Raw genomic sequence first — 21,216 nt, 5'->3', positions numbered from 1 at the left:
GAAACCCTATGATCTGCGGTTTCGTGCGGTCAAGATGCCTCTGGTGCCGTTCAGTGCGCCCGGTGCCCGCCGGGGCCGCCGGTGGTGGGCAGGTTGCCGAGCACCCGGTTGATGATGTGGATCCGCGCGTCGGCGGCCCGGTAGTCGGCACACACGGTGTCGGCCTGGTCGGCCAGGCGCGCGCTCGCGCCGCCTCCGGTGACCGTGAGCTTGGTGCCGGCGAGCGTGGTGACCCCACCGGCGGTCACCATGTCGGACAGCGACATCGACCCGGCGACCAGGTGGTCGCGGAGCAGGCCGCGAAGCTTCTCCTTGTCGGTGATGAACAGTTGGTCCAGGTTGTCCTCGGAGAACTTGGCGGCGAAGGCGTCGTCCGTCGGGGCCAGGATGGTCAGCCCCGACCCGCCGTGCAGGTCGTCGGCCAGCCCGGACGCCCGTACGGCCGCCTCGAAGGTGGTGAGCACGGGAAGCCACTGCAGGGCCGCCTTGGCCGGCTGGCCGGCCAGGGCGTCCGGGTTGCCCGGCTCGCTGCCGGTGGGCAGCAGGTCGCACAGGGGTCCGGTCACCGCCACGGCCGCCGGTGCGCCGGCCGCCGCGGGCCGCTCGGCGCCGGCGCCGGAGCAGGCCGTGCCGGTGAGCACCAGGGACAGGGCGGCCCCGGCGAGCGCCGCCATCCGTCGCCGGGGGTGGTGACGGCGGGCCGGCCACCGGAGCCGGGGGAGGGATCGGGGTGGCGGGGGCAGGACGGGCTGGTCCACGGCGTTCTCCAGGTCCGGAAACGGGTCGCACCGGCAGGCCCGGGAGGTCGGGCCTGCCGGTACGACGATCAACGGGTCAGAGGCTCGCGCACTGGTCGCTCTTCGGGCCCTCTACCGAGTTGCTCAGCCCGATGTTGACCGGTGCCTGGGTGTTGCCGCTGCACTGCAGCGGGCCGGTCACGGTGTTGGCCGCCACCAGGGGCGCGTCGCCCCGGTTGCCCGACACCTCGACCGGGCCGGTGACCTTCGCGTCGACGACCACCACCGGACCGCTGGTCTGCGCGATCCGGACCGGGCCCTCCACCGCGGTGTCGGTCAGGAAGACCCCGGCCGCGCCGCTGGCGTCCACCGGGCCGGTGATCGACGAGCCGGTCGCGATCAGCGTCCCGCCCGCCCGGACCCGGACCGGACCGGTCACCGTGGCGTCCCGCAGGCAGGTCACCCCGGAGACCACCAGCTGACCGTTGTGCTTGCCGGTGACGGTCGGGTACACCCGCTCGCCGTCCACCAGCTTCTCGACGCCCTGCCCGTCCAGCAGCAGCGGGATCAGCCCCCGCTCCGGCTGGGCCAGCGGGACCAGGTACCCGTCGGCGACCTTGACCACCTTGTGGCCGTGCGCGGCGAGGCGCTGGGCCACGGTGGTGCGCTGGCCGGCCGGGCCGTCGGTGCGCTCCCCGTTGTACTGCTCCTCGGTGAGCTTGTACGCGCACGGCACGTTGTCGAGAACCTGGCCGTCGCGCGGCGCGTCGAGCGGCGGCGGGGCCTCACCCGGGTGCGGCGCCGGGTGCGCCGGGATCGGACGGGAACCGCGGAAGACGATCCGGCCCGTGTTCGAGACCTGGAAGGTGATCGCGTCGGCCCGCGCCGTGGTGATCTCCTTCAGGTTCGCCCGGTGGTAGTCGAGGAACTGGTTGAAGGTCCACACCGCGGAGTACGTCTTGCGCCGCCGGTTGTTGGCCGTGTTGCCCTCGTCCGGCCGGGTGGTGCCACCGGAGCTGCGCAGCTCCAGGAGCGAGTTGACGACGTTCTTGAGGCCCAGCGTGTTGCGCAGGATCGTCTCCTCGCTCAGGCCCACGTTTCCGCCGCCGTTACACCCGTACGGGCACGGCCACCAGCCGTCCTTGGCGCCCTCGGTGTACATGTGGCCCTCGATCATGTGCTGCGACTCGTCGAAGATCGACTGGGCCACGTTCTGGTGCCGCGGCGGCAGCATCGGCAGGTCACCGGCGCTGGAGTTGCCGAACTCGTGCCCGTCGTAGCCGGCGATCGGGCGGTAGTCGCGCAGCATCTGCACCAGCGCGAAGGTCTCCGGCTGGCGGATCAGCGAGTAGTCGCGGTTCAGGTCCTGCCCGGTGGAGTTGCCCCGGGTGTTGGCCGCCCGCCCGTCGCCGTTGATGGTCGGCACGATGAGGACGGTGGTGTGCGACAGCAGGTCGATCGTCCGGGCGTCGTTGCTGAAGGCCAGCTTCCGCGCCATGATCAGGCAGCCCTCGCGGTCACCGGGCTCGTTGCCGTGCACGTTGCAGTTGACCATCAGCGGCGAGGTCGCCGCCACGGCCTCCGGGGTGGCCGGCGGGGTGGGGTAGCCGATGACGAACATGTTGATCGGCCGGCCGAGCGCGGTCTTGCCGATCTCCGTGACCCGGACCCGGTCGCTCAGGTCGTCGATCGCCTTGGTGTACGCGTACTCGTCGACGTCGCTGGTGTACTGCGCGGCGAGGGTGGTCTCCCACTGGGTCCGCAGGTTCTCGCCAGGCACGTTCGGGTCGCCCCACGGCGCCGACGTGGTGCCGGCCACCGGCGCCGAGTACGGCTGCGCATCGGTCCCGAAGCGGGCGCGTACCCGCCACTGGAACCGGGTGCCCGGGTTGAACCCCGCGTCGGCGAAGGTCGGCGAGGAGTTGTTGATCTGGCGGTTCGGCCGCCACACGCCGGTGATCACGGCGGGACCGGTGGCCGAGTTGTCGGCGGCGACCGGGGTGCGCTCGATCTGGTAGTCGGTGGCGCCGTCGACCGGCGTCCAGGCGAGGGTGGCGTAGCCGTCACCCTGCGTGACGGTGAGGCCGTCTACCTGGTTAGGCTCGGCCGCCGCCGCATATGCGGGCGTGGGCCCGGTGATCGCCGCGAGGCTGGCGGCGAGCAGGACGGAGAGGATCGCCGTCGTCCGTCTGTCTCTCATGGAAGCTCCAGAACAGGTGGGATGACACGTCCGGACAGCACACGCCAGTGACGCGCGCCACGGTCGGCGGTGCGGGATTTCTTGAGAATGATCTGAGGATTCGCCGGCCCGCGCCCCGGCGGGCTACCCGGACCGGAGCCGGTAGCCCACCCCGCGTACGGTCTCCACCAAGCCGGCGTCGTCGAGCTTGCCCCGCAGCGCCGCGACGTGGACGTCCAGGGTGTGCCCCGAGTTCCAGGTCGTCTGCCAGATGTCCATCAGCAGCCGGTCCCGGGGCACGACCGTGCCCGCCTGCCGGGCCAACGCCATCAGCAGCTCGAACTCCTTGCGGGTCAGGCTGACCTCCCGGTCGGAGAGCCAGACCCGCCGGGCGTTCAGGTCGACCCGCAGGTCGCCCACCTCCAGCGTCGTCTCCAACCGGGCGGCGCGGGCCGTCCGGCGCATCACCGCCTCGATCCGGGCCTGCAGTTCGGCCATCGAGAACGGCTTTACGACGTAGTCGTCGGCGCCGGCCCGCAGCCCCGCCACCCGGTCCCGCTCCTCGGATCGGGCGGTCACCAGGATGATGGCGACGTCCTCGTTGCGCCGGCGGATCTGCCGGCACAACTCCAGGCCGTCCCGATCGGGCAGGTTGAGGTCGAGCAGGACGAGATCGACCGGCCCCGCAGCGGTCGCCTCCGACGCGGTGGTGGCCGCGATGACCACATGGTTCCGCCGGCGCAGCGCCGCGGCCAACGCGGACGCGACTCGCAGGTCGTCCTCGACCATAAGCACCCGCACCGCGTCTCCTTGGACCTCGTCCCGACAGGTCCACGCGAGTCTGTCCGATGGCAGCGGTCGTGACCAGCCCGGACGGAAGATCGTGACCGCATGATGACGTGCCTCGACCCATCTCGGTGACCCCCGCCGTCGGGCGGGCGATCCACCGTCGCCCGCCCGCGGGTACGCCTCAGCGGAGCCCGGCAGCGGCCAGCAGGTTGCCTTCCGGCAGCGGCGGGAGCGCTCGGCCGAGGGCCATCCGCTGCTCGGCCCGTTCGGCGGTGAACGCGGCGTCCTTGGCGATGGCGGCGGCGTACGTGGCGGCGGTGCGGGACGCGATCGCCGACCAGCCGTACTGCTCGTGGACCATGGTGCGGGCGCGGCGGGCGAGCGCCCGGGCATGCTCCCGGTCGGCGAGCAGCGCGTGCACCGCCTCGACCAGCCCGTCCGGGTCCTGCGGGGCGAAGGTCATCCCGGTCACGCCCGGCTCGACGATCTCGGCCAGCCCGCCGGTCCGCGACACGGCGAGGGGTGCACCGGCCGCCGCCCCCTCCAGGGCGACCATGCCGAACGGCTCGTAGATGCTCGGCACCGCGAAGCAGTCCGCGGCGGCCATCACCGCGGGCAGGTCGGTGCCGCCGAGGAAGCCCGGCATGCTCACGGTGTCACCCAGGCCGAGCCGGTGCACCTCGGCAGCAAGGGCCGCCCGGTAGGGCCCGTCGCCGACGACCACGGCCCGCAGCCCGGGGTGCCGCTGGCGCAGCCGGGGCAGCCCGGCGAGCAGGTGCTGCACCCCCTTCTCGTAGACCAGCCGGCCGGCGAAGGTGACCAGCGGGCCGTCCCCGGCGAAGCGGGCCCGGGCGGCGGCGACCGCGGCCGCCGACGCCTGCCAGCGCTGCGGCTCGACGCCGTTGGGCACCACGTCGACCCGCCCGGCCGGCACGCCGAACAGGGCGGCCACCTCGTCGCGCATGTAGCCGGAGCAGACGATCACCCGGCCCGACTCGGCGGCCAGCCAGTGCTCGACGCCGTGGATGGTGCGGTTCATCTCCTCGGGCAGCCAGCCCTGGTGCCGGCCGGCCTCGGTGGCGTGGATGGTGCTGACCAGCGGCACGTCCAGGTGCTCGCGCAGGGTCATCGCGGTGTGCGCGACCAGCCAGTCGTGGGCGTGGATGACGTCGTACCCGCCGGACTCGGCGGCGCGCAGCGCGGCCCGGGTGAGGGTGTGGTTGAACGCCATGGTCCAGGCCAGCAGGGAGTTGGTGGCGAGGGGGAAGGTGACCGGGTCCTCGGCGGCGCGGACGATCCGCACCCCGTCGGCGTACTCCTCCAGGGGTGCGCCCTCGGCGTGGCGGGTGACGACGGTGACCTCATGGCCGGCGGCGGCCAGCGCGACGGAGAGGGCGTGTACGTGGCGGCCGAGGCCGCCGACGAGCACCGGCGGGTACTCCCACGACAGCATCAGGATGCGGCGGGTCCGGGGCGGCACGCCGGGCTGCTGCGGGATGGTCGGGCGGGCGGTGCGGTTCCGTGGTTCCGTCGCGGTGGCGGGCTGCTCGCCGACCCGCAGGATGGTCACATCAATCTCCGTCCAGGCATGGTGGTGCGCGCCGGCGACTCTGGCGGCGTGGTGAGCGTGGTGAGGGTGGCCGAACGGCCGGGCGGAGCGGCGCGGGCGCGCACGTCCGGATACCAGGAAACGGCATCTCGCGCGAACTTGCACCTGGAAAAGGGCGATCGTGACGGACAACACCTGAGGGTTCGGTCGATATCAGGTGGGTGGATTCCGGCTACTGTCCGAACGGGTGGGTTGGCGGAACGTACGGCGGGGCATTAGCGGCGTGCGCACCGGCGGCCCGCCCGTCCGGTGCGCTCATGATCATGGGCCGAAGGAGCGACATGCAGGTCTGGCCGGGCGAGAGCTATCCCCTCGGCGCCACCTACGACGGGATGGGCACGAACTTCGCGATCTTCTCGGAGGTGGCGGAGAAGATCGAGCTCTGCCTGTTCGACGAGTGGGACATCGGCGCCGAGCGGCGGGTCGAACTGCGCGAGGTCGACGCGTACGTCTGGCACGCGTACCTGCCGGGGATCGGGCCGGGGCAGCGCTACGGCTACCGGGTGCACGGGCCGTGGGACCCGGCCAACGGGGTCCGCGGCAACCCGCACAAGCTGCTCCTCGACCCGTACGCCAAGGCGGTCGACGGGGAGGTCGCCTGGGATCCGGCCGTCTACGACTACGAGCTGGGCGGCGACCCCGACCGGATGTCGGAGACCGACTCGGCCCCCTTCATGCCCAAGTCCGTGGTGGTGAACCCGTACTTCGACTGGGGCAACGACCGGCCGCCGCGGACCCCGTACCACCACTCCGTGATCTACGAGGCGCACGTGCGCGGGCTGACCATGCGCCACCCCGACATCCCCGAGGAGTTGCGCGGCACGTACGCGGCGATCGCGTCCCCGGTGATGATCGACTACTTCAAGCGGCTCGGGGTGACCGCGGTCGAGCTGATGCCGGTGCACCAGTTCGTGCACGACCACCGCCTGGCCGACCTGGGCCTGCGCAACTACTGGGGCTACAACACCATCGGCTTCTTCGCCCCGCACCACGGGTACTCGGCGCTCGGCGGCCGCGGCCAGCAGGTGCAGGAGTTCCGCGGCATGATCAAGGCGCTGCACGCGGCCGGCATCGAGGTCATCCTCGACGTGGTCTACAACCACACCGCCGAGGGCAACCACCTCGGCCCGACCCTCAGCTTCAAGGGCGTCGACTGCGCCAGCTACTACCGGTTGAGCGAGGCGGACCGGCGCCAGTTCGTCGACTACACCGGCACCGGCAACAGCCTCAACGTGCGTAGCCCGCACTCGTTGCAGCTGATCATGGACTCGCTGCGCTATTGGGTCACCGAGATGCACGTCGACGGCTTCCGGTTCGATCTGGCCGCCACCCTGGCCCGCGACTTCTACGAGGTCGACCGCCTCTCCACCTTCTTCGAGGTGGTGCAGCAGGACCCGGTGGTGAGCCGGGTGAAGCTGATCGCCGAGCCGTGGGACGTCGGGCCCGGCGGCTATCAGGTGGGCAACTTCCCGCCGCGGTGGACCGAGTGGAACGGCAAGTACCGGGACACCGTGCGGGACTTCTGGCGCGGCGAGCCGGCCACCCTGGCCGAGTTCGCCTCCCGGATCTCCGGCTCCGCCGACCTCTACCAGGACGACGGCCGCCGGCCCTTCCACAGCATCAACTTCGTCACCTGCCACGACGGGTTCACCCTCACCGACCTGGTCTCGTACGACGACAAGCACAACGAGGCCAACGGCGAGGAGAACCGGGACGGCGAGAGCCACAACCGGTCGTGGAACTGCGGCGTCGAGGGGGCGACCGACGACCCGGCGGTGCTCGCCCTGCGGGCCCGGCAGCGGCGCAACTTCCTGGCCACCCTGATGCTCTCCCAGGGCGTCCCGATGATCGGCCACGGCGACGAGCTGGGCCGCACCCAGCACGGCAACAACAACGCCTACTGCCAGGACGGCGAGCTGGCGTGGGTGGACTGGGAACGGGCCGACGAGGAGTTGCTCGACTTCGTCCGGCGGCTCACCGACTTCCGCAACCGGCACCAGGTGTTCCGCCGGCGCCGGTTCTTCACCGGGCTGCCGGTGGGCGGCCGGGCCGCCGGCTCCGCCCTGCCCGACCTGGCCTGGTACACCCCCGACGGCCGGGAGATGACCGGCGAGGACTGGGGGAACGACTTCGGCCGCTCGGTGACCATCTTCGTCAACGGCGACGGCATCCCGGAACGCGGCCAGTACGGCCAGCGCCACCGGGACGACTCCTTCCTGCTGCTGTTCAACGCGCACGACGCGCCGCTGGGCTTCACGCTGCCCGGGGCCGAGTTCGGGCCGCGGTGGCAACTGGCGATCAGCACCGCGGACCCGGATCCGGAGCAGACCCTGCTGGTCGAGGCGGGCGGCAGCGTGCGCGTGCCCGACCGTGCGCTGCTGGTCCTGCAGCGGGCGGCCTGACCGGGCCGGCCGCCCTCCGGACCCGACGGTCGGCGGCTGGCGGGACACGACCCTGTCGATTTCCGTTCATGGTGTTGCGGACATGTTCACCGGTCGGGTCTACAGTGGGTTTGAGCTGCTCCTTCATGATCTGTTGAGCACCTATCCCGTCGCCCTCCTCGCTCCCATTGACTCTGTGGAGGCCGCCGCATGACCGAGTTCACGGTGTGGGCGCCCGAAGCCGCCCGGGTTCGGCTGCGCCTGCCCGGCGTCGCCGACCGCGACATGCGTCCCGGGCCGGACGGCTGGTGGCGGGTCGAGGTGCCCGGCGCCGGACCGGGCACCGACTACGCGTTCCTGCTCGACGACGACGAGCGGGCCCTGCCCGACCCCCGGTCGGCCTGGCAGCCGGCGGGCGTGCACGGGCCGAGCCGCCGCTACGACCACGCGGCGTTCCGCTGGACCGACCAGAGCTGGACCGGCCGGCAGTTGCCCGGCAGCGTCCTGTACGAGCTGCACGTCGGAACCTTCACCCCGGAGGGCACCTTCGACGCTGCCATCGGCCACCTCGACCATCTGGTCGACCTCGGCGTCGACCTGGTCGAGCTGCTGCCGGTCAACGCCTTCAGCGGCGAGCACAGCTGGGGCTACGACGGGGTGTGCTGGTACGCCCCGCACCAGCCGTACGGCGGGCCGGACGGGCTCAAGCGGCTGGTCGACGCCGCGCACGCCAGGGGGCTGGGGGTGATCCTCGACGTCGTCTACAACCATTTCGGGCCCTCCGGGGCCTACGCGCCGATGTTCGCGCCGTACCTCGCCGAGCAGCGCAACCCCTGGGGCCGCACGGTCAACCTGGACGGGCCGCACTCCGACGGGGTACGCCGCTACATCATCGACAGCGTGCTGATGTGGCTGCGCGACTACCACGTCGACGGGCTGCGGCTGGACGCCGTGCACGCCATGCCGGACTCCCGGGGCACCCACCTCCTGGAGGAGCTGGCGGTCGAGGTCGAGTCGCTCTCCACCCACCTGGGCCGCCCGCTGTCGCTGATCGCCGAGTCCGACCTCAACGACCCGAAGCTGATCACCCCGCGGGAGGCCGGCGGCTACGGCCTGCACGCCCAGTGGAACGACGACGCCCACCACGCCCTGCACAGCCTGCTCACCGGCGAGCGGCAGGGCTGCTACGGCGACTTCGGCTCGCTGGAGTGCCTGACCGACGTGCTGACCGGGGCGTTCTTCCACGCCGGCACCTGGTCCAGCTTCCACAACCGCAGTCACGGGCGGCCGGTGGACCGGCAGCGCACGCCCGGCCACCGGTTCGTGGCGTACCTGCAGAACCACGACCAGATCGGCAGCCGGGCCACCGGTGACCGGATCTCCCAGACGCTCTCCGCCGGTCTGCTGCGCGTCGGCGCCACCCTGTTGATGACCGCGCCGTTCACCCCGATGCTGTTCATGGGGGAGGAATGGGCGGCCACCAGCCCGTGGCAGTTCTTCACCAGCCACCCCGAGCCCGCACTGGCCGCTGCGGTGGCGGCCGACCGGCGGCGGGAGTTCGCCGCGCACGGCTGGCCGGCGGGGGAGGTGCCCGACCCGCAGGCCTTCGTCCGGTCCCGGCTGGACTGGGCCGAACTGGACAAGCCCGAGCACCGGGAGATGTACGACTTCCACCGGCGGCTGATCGCGCTGCGCAAGAGCCGACCCGACCTGTCCGACCCGCGGCTGAACCGGGTCGAGGTGCGGCACGGCGACCAGTTCCTGCTGATGCGCCGGGGCGAGTGCCTGGTGGTGGCGAACCTGGCCGGCAAGCCGCAGCGGATCAACCTGCCGGGCGTGGTGCGCCGGGTGCTCCTCGCCACGGAGAGCGGGGTCACCGTGATGCGGGACGGGATCGAGCTGCCGCCGGAGTCGGCCGCGATCGTCGCACTCTGACAGTGCGGCTCAGGGAATCGGCCACTCGTGGACGGGTCGGTTGCTGTGCATCAGGTCCACGTAGTGGCGGACCACCTCGCGCAGCGCCTCCGGCCGGTCCAGGTGGTCGGCGGACTCCAGCCGGTGCAGCGTCTCCACCTGCCAGGTGGCGCCGTTGCGGCCGGTCAGGCAGCGCTGCTCGATGATGCCGAGCAGCCGGTCCCGCTCGTCCGGGTCGAGCCCCCACCGGTCCAGCCCGTGGTGGGCCAGCGGCAGCAACCGGCGCAGGACCAGCTCGGTGACCGGCAGGTAGCCCAGCCCGGGCCAGTACACCTGGGCGTCGATGCCGTGCCGGGCGCAGGTGGCGAAATTCTCCTCGGCGGCGCTGAACGACATCTGCGACCACAACGGCCGGTCCGACTCGGCGAGCGCCCGGACCAGGCCGAAGTAGAACGCGCCGTTGGCGATGGTGTCCAGCACGGTCGGGCCGGCGGGCAGTACGCGGTTCTCCACGCGCAGGTGCGGGCGCCCCTTGAGCACGTCGTAGACCGGGCGGTTCCAGCGGTAGATGGTGCCGTTGTGCAACCGCAGCTCGGCCAGGCCGGGCACGTCGCCGCTGGCCAGGGCCTCGGCCGGGTCCTCCGGTTCGCAGACCGGCAGCAGCGCCGGGAAGTAGCGGACGTTCTCCTCGAACAGGTCGAAAACGCTGGTGATCCAGCGCTCGCCGAACCAGACCCGCGGGCGTACCCCCTGGGCCTTGATCTCCTCTGCGCGGGTGTCGGTGGCCTGTTGGAACAGCGGCACCCGGGTCTCCCGCCACAACTCCCGGCCGAAGAGCAGCGGCGAGTTGGCGCCGAGGGCGACCTGGACGCCGGCGATCGCCTGGGCGGCGTTCCAGTGGTCGGCGAACTGGGCCGGGCTGACCTGGAGGTGGAACTGGGTGCTGGTGCAGGCGGCCTCCGGGGTGATGGTGTCCGCGGTGACCACCAGCCGCTCCACCCCGCTGATCGAGATCCGCAGGTCCTCGCCGCGGGCGGCGAAGATCTGCTCGTTGAGCAGCGTGTAGCGGGGATTCGTCGAGAGGGTGGCGGCGGTCAGGTGCTCCGGGCGCAGGGTCGGCAGGATGCCAATCATCACCATGTGCGCCCCGACGCTGCGGGCCTTCTCCTCGGCCGCGTTGAGGCTGGCCCGGACGTTCTCCTCGAACTGTGCGGTGCCGGTGCCGCCGAGCCGGCGCGGCGGCACGTTGATCTCCACGTTGAACTGGCCCAGCTCGGTCTGGAAGGCCGGGTCGGCGACCGCGTCGAGCACGTCCGCGTTGCGCATCGTCGGCTGCGAGTCGTCGTCGACCAGGTTGAGCTCGATCTCCAGCCCGGTCATCGGCCGCTCCACGTCGAAGCGGGACTCGCGCAGCATCTCGGCGAAGACGTCCAGGCAGCGCCGTACCTTCTCCCGGTAGCGGGCCCGATCCTCGCGGCTGAAGGTGCGTACGCCGACGTCCTCGCCCATGGTCACCACCCTGTCACCGTTGGTCCCCCTAACCTCGCACGGCACGGCGGGATGGGGAAAGACCCGAAGGACCCCTTACTACCCGCGCAGGGCCCCGGTGATCCCCGTCGCGTCGTGTCCGTGACCGCCCGGTCCCGACGCTTCGGCCGGTTAGCATGGCGCGGACGGATCGTGGGGGAGTGCGGATGCGCGAGAAGACGACCAGGCTGTTCGTGGCGGCGGCGATCGCCGAGGCGTGCTCCTGGGCGGGGCTGCTGGCCGGCATGGTGGTCAAGTACGGCCCGCCGCGCAACGAGCTCGGCGTGCAGGTGTTCGGCCCGATCCACGGCGCGCTCTTCGTGGTGTACGGGCTCCTCGTCCTCGTGGTGGCCCGGCAGCACCGCTGGTCGCTGTGGCACACTGCCGTCGCCCTGGCCTGCGCGGTGCCCCCGTTCGCCACCGTGCTGTTCGAGCGGTGGGCCCGCCGGCGCGGCCTGCTGGGCGCGCCCGCGCCGGTCGACCGTCCGCTCACCCCGGTGGGCTGACCGCCGCCCTGCCAGGGGCGGGGCGGTACCTCAGGTGAGCACCGAGCAGGAAGCGACGCCCAGCACCAGCAGCGCGCCGAGTGCCGCCTGGAGCAGCAGCGGCGGGCCGAGGTGGGACCAGACCGTGGCGGTACGCGGGGTCAGCAGCTGCCCGGTGGTCAGGTTGACGATCCGCTCGATCCGCGGCGGCAGGTCGTCGTCGCGCTGCGGCCGCAGGGTGAGCTGCAGGTGGTCGCCGGGGTGCAGCGCGCTCTGCGGCAGGTGACCGTGCAGCTCCACCTCCAGCAGCCGGTTCGCGGCGTCGCGCAGCCGGACCGGGGTGACCAGGAACTCCGGCCCCTTCTTCAGCTCCTTGAACCGGCGCCGGGCACCGCCGCCGGCGCTGAGCAGCGCCCGCGCCATCCGCACCGGCAGTCCCACCACACTTGCCGCGGTCAGCACCGCGACGAGCACCGGCTGCCCCACCCGCACCTCGCGCGCGTAGCCCTCCATGAGCCGGACCAGCCGGCCGTTGACGATCCGCTCCGTCGGGTGGACGGCGCGCCGGATGTGGAGGTCAGTGTCCATGGTCACCACCGAGAGTCCGGTTCAGTTCACTCATGGTATCGACCTCGCAGGTTGAAAGGCATGAATGAAAGCCGGTCACGGGCGCCGGCCCGGCCAGGTGACATCCCCGGTGGTGCGGGTATGCGTGCGGCCGAGCTGGAAAGGGGTCGAGCATGCAGCTGTCCTTCCTGCGCCCGCTCTACGACCGCCCTGGGCCGTGGTGTTCGGTGTACCTGGACGCCTCCCGGGACACCCACGATTCCCGTCCCGCGGTCGACCTGCGCTGGCGCTCCCTGAAGGGGAGCCTGCTGGAGCAGGGCGCCGACCAGGTGACCGTCGACGCGGTCGAGGAGGTGGTCCGCCGGCACGATCCGATGCCCGGCGACTACGGCGTGGCCATCTTCGCCACCCGCGGCCGGGTGGTGCTCACCGAATACCTCTCCGCGCCGCCGCTGCGGGACCTGGCCAGCTGGTCCGCCCTGCCGCACACCATGCCGCTGGTCGCCCAGCGCGGCGAGCAGATCGCCTGGGTGCGGGTGCTGGCCGACCGGATCGGGGCGGACGCGATCGCGGTCAGCGCGGGCGGGGTGCCGCGCAAGTCGCACGTCGTCGGGCGGGAGAGCTACCAGCTACGCCGGGTCAATCCCGGCGGTTGGTCCCAGTCCCGCTACCAGCGCGCAGCCATGGAGGCCTGGCACCACAACGCGGGCGACGCCGCGGCGGCCACCGCCGACCTGGCCGACCGGGTGGGCGCGGACGTGGTGGTGGTGGCCGGCGACGTCCGGGCCACCGGCATGATCGCCGCCCAGCTCCCGGAGCGCTGGCAGGACGTGCTGGTCCGCACCGACGCCGGCTCCCGCGCCAGGGGTGCCGATCCCATGCTCATGGACGACGTCACCGTGCAGACCATCGCCGAGGTCGCCGACCAGCGGATCAGCGTCGCGCTGGACAGGTTCGGCACCCAGGAGGACGTCGGGGCCGGGCTGGCCGCGGTGGTTTCCGCCCTGCAACGCAACCAGGTCGACACCATGCTGATCGTGGACGACCCGTCGGCCACCGGCGAGCTGTGGGTGGGCCCCGAGCCGACCGAGATCGCCACCGATCCACAGCAGTTGGCGGCCATGTCGGTGGCCGATCCGCAGCGGGTCCGCGCCGACGCCGCGCTGCTGCGCGCGCTGGTCGGCACCGACGCCGACCTGACGGTGCTCGCGCCGGAGGAGGCGCCCGAACTCACCGACGGGGTCGGTGCGGTGCTGCGCTACGTCGACGCGAGCACCCCCGGCCGGGGCAACGCCTGACCGTACGGGACGCCGCCACAACATCGGGGAAGTTGCTGCCTTCGCGCGCCGCGAGGCAGCAACTTCCCCGTTCCTGTGCGGATCTTGGGCGGACTCGACGTGCCTGGGGCCGGTGCGCGGCAAGCGCGGTGCCGCCGGACACCCGAGGATTGGTCCGGCCCGTGGGGGGATGCCCCGTTTAGACCCCATCGGGACGGGAAGCCGGGCCGCGTGGTGAGCGAACGAGGCAAGGTGGGGCCGGTGCGGAAGGGGCCCGTGGGGTCGACGACCGACGGCAGCGGCCTGAGCGGCGACCGGATCGTGGCGGCGGGCAGCACCGCGCGGGTGCTGGTGGCCGCGACGGCCCGGGCGCTGCGCGGCGACGACTGCGCCGACCTCGGCCACCCCACCCCGTTCTCGCGCTTCGCCGGCGCCCCCGAGCCGGTGCGCCGGGCCGCCGCCGCCCGCGCCGCCGGCCGGATCGCGCTGGCCCCGGCGCAGGTCGCCGAGGTGGACGCGGAGCGGGTGGCCGGCTGGATCGTCGACCAGTACCCGGCCGGCCGCTGGCCGGGCGTGGTGCTCGGCTCCCCGCACGGCGCTGCGGTGCACCTCGCGGTGGCCCTCGGCGTGCCCTGGCTGCCCGCCGGCTTCGAGTTGACCGTGCACTGGACCCGCGGGGCGGTGGACCGGCCCCGGGCCGCGCTCGACCACGGCGCCGCCCTCGCCGGCCGGCTGCTCGCCGCCAATCGGGACGTGCACGTCCGCCAGGTGCACTGCCCGGCCAGCCGGGGCGCGTCGGCCGGCGCCACGGTTGCCCTCGCGGTGCGCTGGCGCGCCCTGCCCGGGGCGTACGCCCGGTTCCTGGCCGACCGGCTGGAGCCTGCCGCGCCGGTGCTGCTGCTGCACGACGCGCGCACCTGGCCGGTGCTCGACGAGGGGGCCGGGCACAGCTTCCAGGTCGGCACCCCGGCCAGCGGCCTCGACCCGGTCGACTTCCACCCGGACGCGCACGCCCTGCGCCAGGTGCTCCGCTCCGCCGGCGGGGACAGCGCGCACTGGGCGCCGCCGGACGTCTCCTGCCCGGCGGCGTACGGGGAGAACGGCGTGGAGTCCGGTTTCGAGCACAACGCCCGGGAGTGGACCGGCCGGCACGGGCATCCGTTGCACCGGGTGCTCGTCCCGCAGCCGGACGCGCTGAGCGCCGCCACCGCCGACCTGTACCGGCGCTGGCTGCGCCGGGCCGGCAAGACCGGCGACCGGCTCGTGGTCGAGTGCGGCCGGCTGCTCGACCCCTGGCAGGTGGTGCGGGCCGGGCTGGTGCCGTACTGGTGCGAGAACGCGACCCGGCGCCGGGTGCAGGGGGCGGAGTGGTGGCTCGCCGGCAGCGAGCCGTTCAGCTCGGTGGACGTGCTGCCGGAGCCGCCCGGAGTCCGGTCGCCCGCCCTGGCCGGCCTGCCGCAGTGGCTCGCCGTGGCCGGCTTCGGGCGCCGGCGCCGGGCGCTGGACCGGGCTTCGGCCCGCGGCTACCCGGTCACCTCCGTGCCGACCCGGCGGGCCACCGAGGTGTTGCGCAACCAGCCGTACGATCTGCCGACCCCGCCGCCGCTGCGGATGGCCGAGGCCCTCGCGGCGCTCCGGGACGCGGGCGCCCACCAGGGACTGCTCGTCTCCTGACCGAACCCCGGCGAAACATCCTCACGATCCCGCGGTCCGTGATTGAGTACCTACGGAGCGGGAACACCGCTCGCTGCGAGACGGCCGACGACGCCGTGCAGCGAGCTGCCGCCGCTCCTGGCGTTCCGTCACCTAACCCATTTCCGGCCCGGTGCGTGGCCCGACCACGCGCACGACCGGTCTTCCCAATCCGGGCGGGGGACCTTCCTGAGGGAGGCGCGGATGTTCGGACAGACCACCACACCCACCACACCACCACCCACCGAGCGGGGCCTGGAGGACCTCGACGCGGCGGCCCTGGCGTACGCGGCCCGGATCGAGGGCCTGCCGCCGGAGCGGCGGCAGGAGGCGCGGGACGATCTCGTCCGGTTCGCGCTGCCGTTCGCCGGCCGGCTGGCCCGCCGTTACCGGGGCCGCGGGGAACCGCTGGAGGACCTGGAGCAGGTGGCCCGCCTCGGCCTGGTCAACGCCGTCGACCGGTACGACCCGGAACGGGGTTCCTTCACCGCGTACGCGGCCATCACGATCGTCGGGGAGATCAAACGGCACTTCCGGGACCGCACCTGGGGCGTGCACGTGCCCCGCCGGCTGCGCGACCTGATCCTGGAAGTGGGGCAGGCGACCGCGGCGCTGACCAGCGAGCTGTCCCGGGCTCCGACCGTGGCCGAACTCGCCCAACGGCTGGAAACGCCCGAGGAGGAGATCCTCGCCGCGCTGGAGTCGGCCGCCGGCTACAGCCCCGCCTCGCTCAACGCACCCGTCGGCGGGGAGAGTTCCGCCGAGTTCGGCGATCTGGTCGGCGAGTCGGACAACGCGCTGGAGTCGGTCGACGACCGGGTCACGGTCAGCGGCCTGCTGCACCGGCTCCCCTGGCGGGAGCGGCGGATCCTCGCCATGCGCTTCTACGGCAACCAGACCCAGGCGGAGATCGCGGCCCGGTTCGGCATCTCCCAGATGCACGTCTCCCGACTGCTCTCCCGGGCGCTGACCTGGCTGCGACAGGCGATGCTCGCCGACGCTCCGCCCCCATGGCAGAACGGCGCGAACGAGTCCGAGCCGGCGAAGGCGAAGATCTCGGTCCGGCAGAACGGGGACCGGGTGGTCGTCGAGGTCGGCGGCGAGGTCGACCGGGACGGCGCGGACCAGCTCCGCAAGGCGATGTTGGAGGCGGTGACCGGGCAGCCCCGGGAGGTGGTGGTCGACCTGGTCGGTGCGGGCGGCTTCGACGCCGGCGGCATCGCCGCGCTGATGGCCGGCCGGGACGCGGCGGCCCGGACCGGGGTGCCGCTGCGGCTGACCCGGGTGCAGCCCGCGGTACGCCGCTCACTCGCCGCGGCCGGCCTGCCGGCCGCCGACTGACCCCGTGCGCCCGAGAGGGCCGACGCCCCCGTGGCGCCGGCCCTCTCGCGGTGACTCCGGGTCAGTACTCCTCGGTGTCCCCACGCCCGCGCGGGTGGCGCCACTCCTCGTTCTCCACCGGTGTCCGCTCCGCGCCCAGGATGGTTTCCTCGGGCTCGTCGCTCTCCTCGAAGCTGGGCCGCAGGATCTCCTCCGGCTCCGGCACGTCGACCGGCCGGGCGCCGGACTGCGGCGCGGGGTGGTAGGCGACCGCCTCCCGGGCGCCGTGCGCGCCCTCGGCGGCCGGCGCCTCGGGGACGTGCCGCTCGCGGTGCAACTCCTCGGCGAGGTGCTGCGGCGGCTTGGTGGTGCGCTGCGGCAGGTCGCTGCCGAGGCTGGCGACCAGGCGGCCGTACTTGAGGTCGAAGGCGGGTCGTTCGGAGCGGATCCGGGGCATCCGGTCGAAGTTGCGCAGCGGGGGCGGGCAGGTGGTGGCCCACTCCAGCGAGTTGCCGTAGCCCCAGGGGTCGTCGACGGTGACCTGCGCGCCGTACCGCCAGGACTTCCAGACGTTGTAGATGAAGAACAGCGTGGACGCGCCGAGGACGAACGACCCGATGCTGGAGACGGTGTTCAGGGTGGTGAAGCCGTCGCTGGGCAGGTAGTCGGAATAGCGCCGGGGCATGCCCTCGTTGCCCAGCCAGTGCTGGACCAGGAAGGTGGTGTGGAAGCCGATGAACATGGTCCAGAAGTGGGCCTTGCCGAGCGTCTCGTCGAGCAGCCGGCCGGTCATCTTCGGGAACCAGAAGTAGACCCCGCCGAAGGCGGCGAAGACGATGGTGCCGAAGAGCACGTAGTGGAAGTGCGCTATCACGAAGTAGGAGTCCGTCAGGTGGAAGTCCACCGGCGGGCTGGCCAGCAGCACCCCGGTCAACCCGCCGAAGAGGAAGGTGACCAGGAAGCCGACGGCGAACAGCATCGGCGTCTCGAAGGTGAGCTGTCCCTTCCACATGGTGCCGATCCAGTTGAAGAACTTCACCCCGGTCGGCACCGCGATGAGATAGCTGAGCACGCTGAAGAACGGCAGCAGCACCTGCCCGGTGCCGAACATGTGGTGTGCCCACACGCTCATCGACAGCACGGTGATCGCGATGGTGGCGAGGACCAGACCGGTGTAGCCGAAGATCGGTTTGCGGGCGAAGACCGGAATGATCTCGGTGATGATGCCGAAGAACGGCAGCGCCACGATGTAGACCTCGGGGTGCCCGAAGAACCAGAACAGATGCTGCCAGAGCATCGGCCCGCCGGTGGTCGGGTCGTACACGTGCGAGTGCAGGAGCCGGTCCGCGCCGAGCGCGAGGAGCGCGGCGGCCAGCAGCGGGAACACCAGGATCACCAGCACGCTGGTGAGCAGCAGGTTCCAGGTGAAGATCGGCATCCGGAACATGGTCATGCCCGGGGCGCGCAGGGTCACGATGGTGGTGATCATGTTGACCGCGCCGAGGATGGTGCCGAGCCCGGAGATGACCAGGCCGACGATCCACATGTTGCCCCCGACCCCCGGGCTGTGCTGGGCCTCGCTCAGCGGCGTGTACGCGAACCAGCCGAAGTCGGCGGCACCGCCGGGCGTGGCGAAGGAGCCGACCACGATCGAGCCGCCGAACAGGTACAGCCAGTACGCGAGCGCGTTCAGCCGGGGGAACGACACGTCCGGCGCGCCGATCTGAAGCGGGACGATGTAGTTGCCGAACGCGAACACCAGCGGGGTGGCGAAGAGCAGCAGCATGATCGTGCCGTGCATGGTGAACGACTGGTTGTACTGCTCGGGCGAGAGGAACTGCAGCCCCGGTCGGGCCAGTTCGGCGCGCAACAGCAGCGCCAGCACCCCGCCGATCAGGAAGAAGATGAACGACGTCGTCAGGTACAGCAACCCGATCACCTTGGCGTCGGTGCTGCGCAGCAGCCGCCAGAGCGAGTTGCCCTTGACCGCCTCCCGGACGGGCCCGGGATACCCCCCGAAGTGGGCCGGCGCGAGGATCGCGGGCCCCCGGTCCCTGCCCGGTTCCGTGACTACCCGCTTGGGCATCGCTCTCACCCCGTCGATGACAGAACGGACGGGCAGGCATACCCGCCCGATACCCATAAAACCAGGCGAGAGTGAAATTTAGGTCAATTCGCGGGCAGCATGGCCCAGACCACCTTGCCGGTGCCGGCCGGGGCGCTGCCCCAACGCTGGCTCAGCTCGCGGACCAGCATCAGTCCGCGGCCGCCCTCGGCCCGCAGGTCGGGGGCGGCCGCGGGCCGCGCGTCGGCCGGGCTACCGTCCAGCACGGCCACCCGCAGGTACGGCCTGCGCAGGGTCAGCGTCACCTGCATCGGGGTGCCCGCGTGCCGGACCACGTTGCCGACCAGTTCGGTGAGCACCAGCGCCGCCGGGCCGGCCAGTTCCGGGATGTTCCACCGGCGGCAGCCGTCGGTGACCAGCTCCCTGGCCCGCCGGCACGCCCCGGCGACCGGCTCCAGCCGTTCTCGCAGCCGGGGGGCCGCCGCCGCGCCGGCCAGCGCCGCGGCCTCGGCGCAGTCCGGGCGTACCGGGAGCTCCCGGCCCACCGTCATCTCGTTGAGCCAGCTCGCCGCGGCCGGCGGGGGAGCGCACAGCACCAGCGGCACGGCGGGCCAGTCGGCGGCCCGCCGGGCAGCCGCCGCGAAGACGGAGAGCGCCAGCGGGTCCGCGACGTCCAACCGTCCCAGGTCCACCACGAGCGCGTCGGGCTGGGCGGCCAGGCACCGCTCCAGCACCGTGTGCACCGACCGCATCGTGTCCACGTCGAGCTCGCCGGTGAGCCGTACGACCGCGACCGGCGATTCGTCGCGCACCTCGCAGCTGATCCGGGTCGACATCAGGCCCTCGTTTCCGGGGTCGTCGCGAACCTGCGAACTACCCGCGACCACGGCGGATGAAACCGGACCAGCCGCCCACCCCGCCCCGGTCAGCGTCGAGCGGCGACCCGGGTGGTGGCCAGCCCGAGGGCGATCATCCCGATGCCGAGCCCGAGGTGCAGCCAGTTGTCCGCGCCGTTGACCGGGATGAAGTTCGCGGCGCCGGTGCTGTGGTAGACGATCAATCCGTAGAGCCAGAGCACCAGGTAGATCGCCCCACCGCCGACCAGGAAGGCCCGGGCCGCGGAGACCGTCGCGGCCAGCGCCAGGCCGGCCACCCCGAAGGCCACGTGCACGATGTTGTGCAGGACCGAGACCTGGAAAACGCCGAACAGCTTCGCCATCGACTCGTGTCCGGCGAAGTAGAGGTCGCCGAAGTTGGTGGTGATCCCCGGGATGAAGCCGAGCACCCCGACGATCAGGAAGATCACCCCGATGGCCGCGGCGGCCCGGCTCACTGGGGCGCGGCCGTCGGCCGGGTTCCGTCGCGCCCGCGAGTGGGCCATCGAGTTCGTCATGCCGGGCCTCCTGAGCTGGGTCCGGACGGCTTCCCCGCGGGCCGGGGCGGCAAACGCGGGTGGCCTCCCTCAGGCGAGCTGGAGGGTCGGGGCGGCCGGCTGGCGGACCCGCTCGTACAGGCCCACGTACCGCTCGGCCATCACCGCCGGGGTGAACCGGGCGGCCGCCTCGCGCCGGCACTCGTCCGCCTCGAGCAGCCCGGCGGCCATGACCAGATCGCCCAGCTCCTCCTCGTCCGTGGTGAGCAGACCGGTGCGGCCGTGCTCGACGAGCTCCGGCAGGCAACCCCGGGCGACGGCCACCACCGGGGTGCCCAGCGAGAGCGACTCGACCACCGCGGTGCCACCGGGCTCCTCCCAGCGCAGCGGGAAGAGCGCAACCCGCGCGCCGGCGAGCAGGTCGTCCCGCTCCTGGCCGGCGACCGTGCCCACCCAGCGCACCAGGTCACCGTCCAGATACGGGGCGACCTGTTCGTAGAAGAAGCGCACGTCCGGGTTCTGCCGGGCCTCGTCACCCGCCGCGGCCAGGTCCTGCGGCCGGTGGTACGGCCCGACCGGGCCGGCGAGCACCAGCGGGAAGCCGACCTGCTGGGCCAGCCGGGCGGCCAGGTCCTGCCCCTTGCCCGGGTTGACCCGGCCCAGCACGATCACGTGGTCGCCCTTGGCCGCCGGCGGGCGGCGGTCCGCGTCGACCGCCAGCGGAGTGGACAGGTGCACGTGCCCGACCGAGTGGTCCTGCAGGGCGCGGGGCGCGCGGGCCAGTTGCGCCGCGGAGACCCCGTTCACCCGGATCCGGTCGCCGCCGTCGAGGTTGCCGTACAGCTCGGGGTGCTTGGCCAGGTCCCAGTGCAGGGTGTGCAGCACCGGCGGGGCCTCCGGTCCCATCGCCGCCAGGGTGGCCAGCCCGACCGCCTCCACGTGGTCGTGCACCAGGTCGATGTCGTCGCGGGTGTGCAGCGCGCGCACCACCCCGTTGAGATGCGCCTGGGAGATCCCGCAGACCTGGTTGTACGGCCGTTGCAGGGCGTGGAACTGCCCGTCCGGGAAGACCGAGATCTTCTCGTCGACGGGCAGGGTGCTGGTCTCCACCGAGGCGAGCACCACCCGTACGCCGAGTTTGCGCAGCTCCGGGACCAGGGTGGCGACGATGTTCTCGATCCCGCCGTAGCCGGGCGGCGGCACGGACAACCAGGGGCCCGCGTTCATCAGGACCGTGAGACTCATCGTGGATTCCTTCCCTCGGCGGCGCGACCCGCCCGGCCGCTGAGCCGGACGCGCCCG

At 72.6% G+C, this 21,216-nt stretch carries 16 protein-coding genes; 6 read left to right on the top strand and 10 right to left on the bottom strand.

Features of this window, described 5'->3' with window-relative positions:
• Positions 1-50: 50 nt before the first annotated feature.
• The 4 genes from ACFYML_RS13565 to ACFYML_RS13550 form a co-directional block, all read right to left on the bottom strand.
• Positions 51-758, bottom strand: a complete 708-nt coding sequence (locus ACFYML_RS13565) for a fasciclin domain-containing protein (protein ID WP_387420875.1) — start codon at positions 756-758, stop codon at positions 51-53.
• Between the two features lie 76 nt (positions 759-834).
• On the bottom strand, positions 835-2,937 hold the full coding sequence (locus ACFYML_RS13560) for a M14 family zinc carboxypeptidase (protein WP_387420874.1): 2,103 nt from the start codon (positions 2,935-2,937) through the stop codon (positions 835-837).
• 123 nt (positions 2,938-3,060) lie between these two features.
• Complete coding sequence (locus ACFYML_RS13555; RefSeq protein ID WP_387420873.1) at positions 3,061-3,717, bottom strand: response regulator transcription factor; 657 nt, start codon at positions 3,715-3,717, stop codon at positions 3,061-3,063.
• 169 nt (positions 3,718-3,886) lie between these two features.
• Entirely contained in the window at positions 3,887-5,275 is a 1,389-nt protein-coding gene (locus tag ACFYML_RS13550) for a glycosyltransferase family 4 protein (protein WP_387420872.1), read from the bottom strand.
• 320 nt (positions 5,276-5,595) lie between these two features.
• Between ACFYML_RS13550 and glgX the strand changes: the two genes are divergently transcribed.
• Together glgX and treZ are read left to right on the top strand one after the other, a co-directional pair.
• Positions 5,596-7,716, top strand: coding sequence for a glycogen debranching protein GlgX (gene glgX, locus ACFYML_RS13545; protein WP_387420871.1), 2,121 nt, complete (start codon positions 5,596-5,598; stop codon positions 7,714-7,716).
• 189 nt (positions 7,717-7,905) lie between these two features.
• Positions 7,906-9,630 carry a malto-oligosyltrehalose trehalohydrolase gene (gene treZ, locus ACFYML_RS13540; RefSeq protein ID WP_387420870.1) on the top strand — a complete coding sequence of 575 codons (1,725 nt, stop codon included), beginning with the start codon at positions 7,906-7,908 and terminating at the stop codon, positions 9,628-9,630.
• Positions 9,631-9,639: 9 nt separating this feature from the next.
• On the opposite strand, the gene ACFYML_RS13535 is transcribed toward treZ, so the two are convergent.
• Positions 9,640-11,118: a glutamate--cysteine ligase gene (locus tag ACFYML_RS13535; RefSeq protein WP_387420869.1), complete on the bottom strand. Its 1,479-nt coding sequence runs from the start codon at positions 11,116-11,118 to the stop codon at positions 9,640-9,642.
• A 185-nt stretch (positions 11,119-11,303) separates the two neighbouring features.
• On the opposite strand from ACFYML_RS13535, the gene ACFYML_RS13530 reads away from it, so the two are divergent.
• Entirely contained in the window at positions 11,304-11,642 is a 339-nt protein-coding gene (locus tag ACFYML_RS13530) for a DUF3817 domain-containing protein (protein ID WP_387420868.1), read from the top strand.
• A gap of 30 nt (positions 11,643-11,672) precedes the next feature.
• Here ACFYML_RS13530 and ACFYML_RS13525 read toward each other — a convergent pair whose 3' ends face one another.
• A complete protein-coding gene (locus tag ACFYML_RS13525) occupies positions 11,673-12,218 on the bottom strand; it encodes a hypothetical protein (RefSeq protein WP_387420866.1) in 546 nt (181 codons plus the stop codon).
• Between the two features lie 143 nt (positions 12,219-12,361).
• Between ACFYML_RS13525 and ACFYML_RS13520 the strand changes: the two genes are divergently transcribed.
• From ACFYML_RS13520 to ACFYML_RS13510, 3 genes are all read left to right on the top strand, one after another.
• Positions 12,362-13,486, top strand: coding sequence for a Vms1/Ankzf1 family peptidyl-tRNA hydrolase (locus ACFYML_RS13520; RefSeq protein WP_387280365.1), 1,125 nt, complete (start codon positions 12,362-12,364; stop codon positions 13,484-13,486).
• A gap of 240 nt (positions 13,487-13,726) precedes the next feature.
• On the top strand, positions 13,727-15,139 hold the full coding sequence (locus ACFYML_RS13515; RefSeq protein ID WP_387420865.1) for a hypothetical protein: 1,413 nt from the start codon (positions 13,727-13,729) through the stop codon (positions 15,137-15,139).
• Between the two features lie 222 nt (positions 15,140-15,361).
• Positions 15,362-16,498 (top strand): SigB/SigF/SigG family RNA polymerase sigma factor, encoded by a 1,137-nt coding sequence (locus ACFYML_RS13510; RefSeq protein WP_073838182.1) that lies wholly within the window; start codon positions 15,362-15,364, stop codon positions 16,496-16,498.
• 61 nt (positions 16,499-16,559) lie between these two features.
• Here ACFYML_RS13510 and ctaD read toward each other — a convergent pair whose 3' ends face one another.
• From ctaD to ACFYML_RS13490, 4 genes are all read right to left on the bottom strand, one after another.
• Positions 16,560-18,563 carry a cytochrome c oxidase subunit I gene (gene ctaD, locus ACFYML_RS13505; protein WP_387420864.1) on the bottom strand — a complete coding sequence of 668 codons (2,004 nt, stop codon included), beginning with the start codon at positions 18,561-18,563 and terminating at the stop codon, positions 16,560-16,562.
• Positions 18,564-18,646: 83 nt separating this feature from the next.
• Positions 18,647-19,378 carry an ATP-binding protein gene (locus ACFYML_RS13500; protein ID WP_387420863.1) on the bottom strand — a complete coding sequence of 244 codons (732 nt, stop codon included), beginning with the start codon at positions 19,376-19,378 and terminating at the stop codon, positions 18,647-18,649.
• An 89-nt stretch (positions 19,379-19,467) separates the two neighbouring features.
• Positions 19,468-19,935, bottom strand: a complete 468-nt coding sequence (locus ACFYML_RS13495; RefSeq protein ID WP_387420862.1) for a DUF4383 domain-containing protein — start codon at positions 19,933-19,935, stop codon at positions 19,468-19,470.
• Between the two features lie 69 nt (positions 19,936-20,004).
• Entirely contained in the window at positions 20,005-21,159 is a 1,155-nt protein-coding gene (locus tag ACFYML_RS13490; protein ID WP_387420861.1) for a glycosyltransferase, read from the bottom strand.
• Positions 21,160-21,216: the final 57 nt, after the last annotated feature.

This window comes from Micromonospora sp. NPDC007230 (genome assembly GCF_042869115.1).
In the GTDB taxonomy this organism is placed as follows: Bacteria; Actinomycetota; Actinomycetes; order Mycobacteriales; family Micromonosporaceae; genus Micromonospora.
The sequence above is the reverse complement of the archived record's forward strand: the minus strand, read 5'-3'. Positions and strand labels throughout refer to the sequence as shown.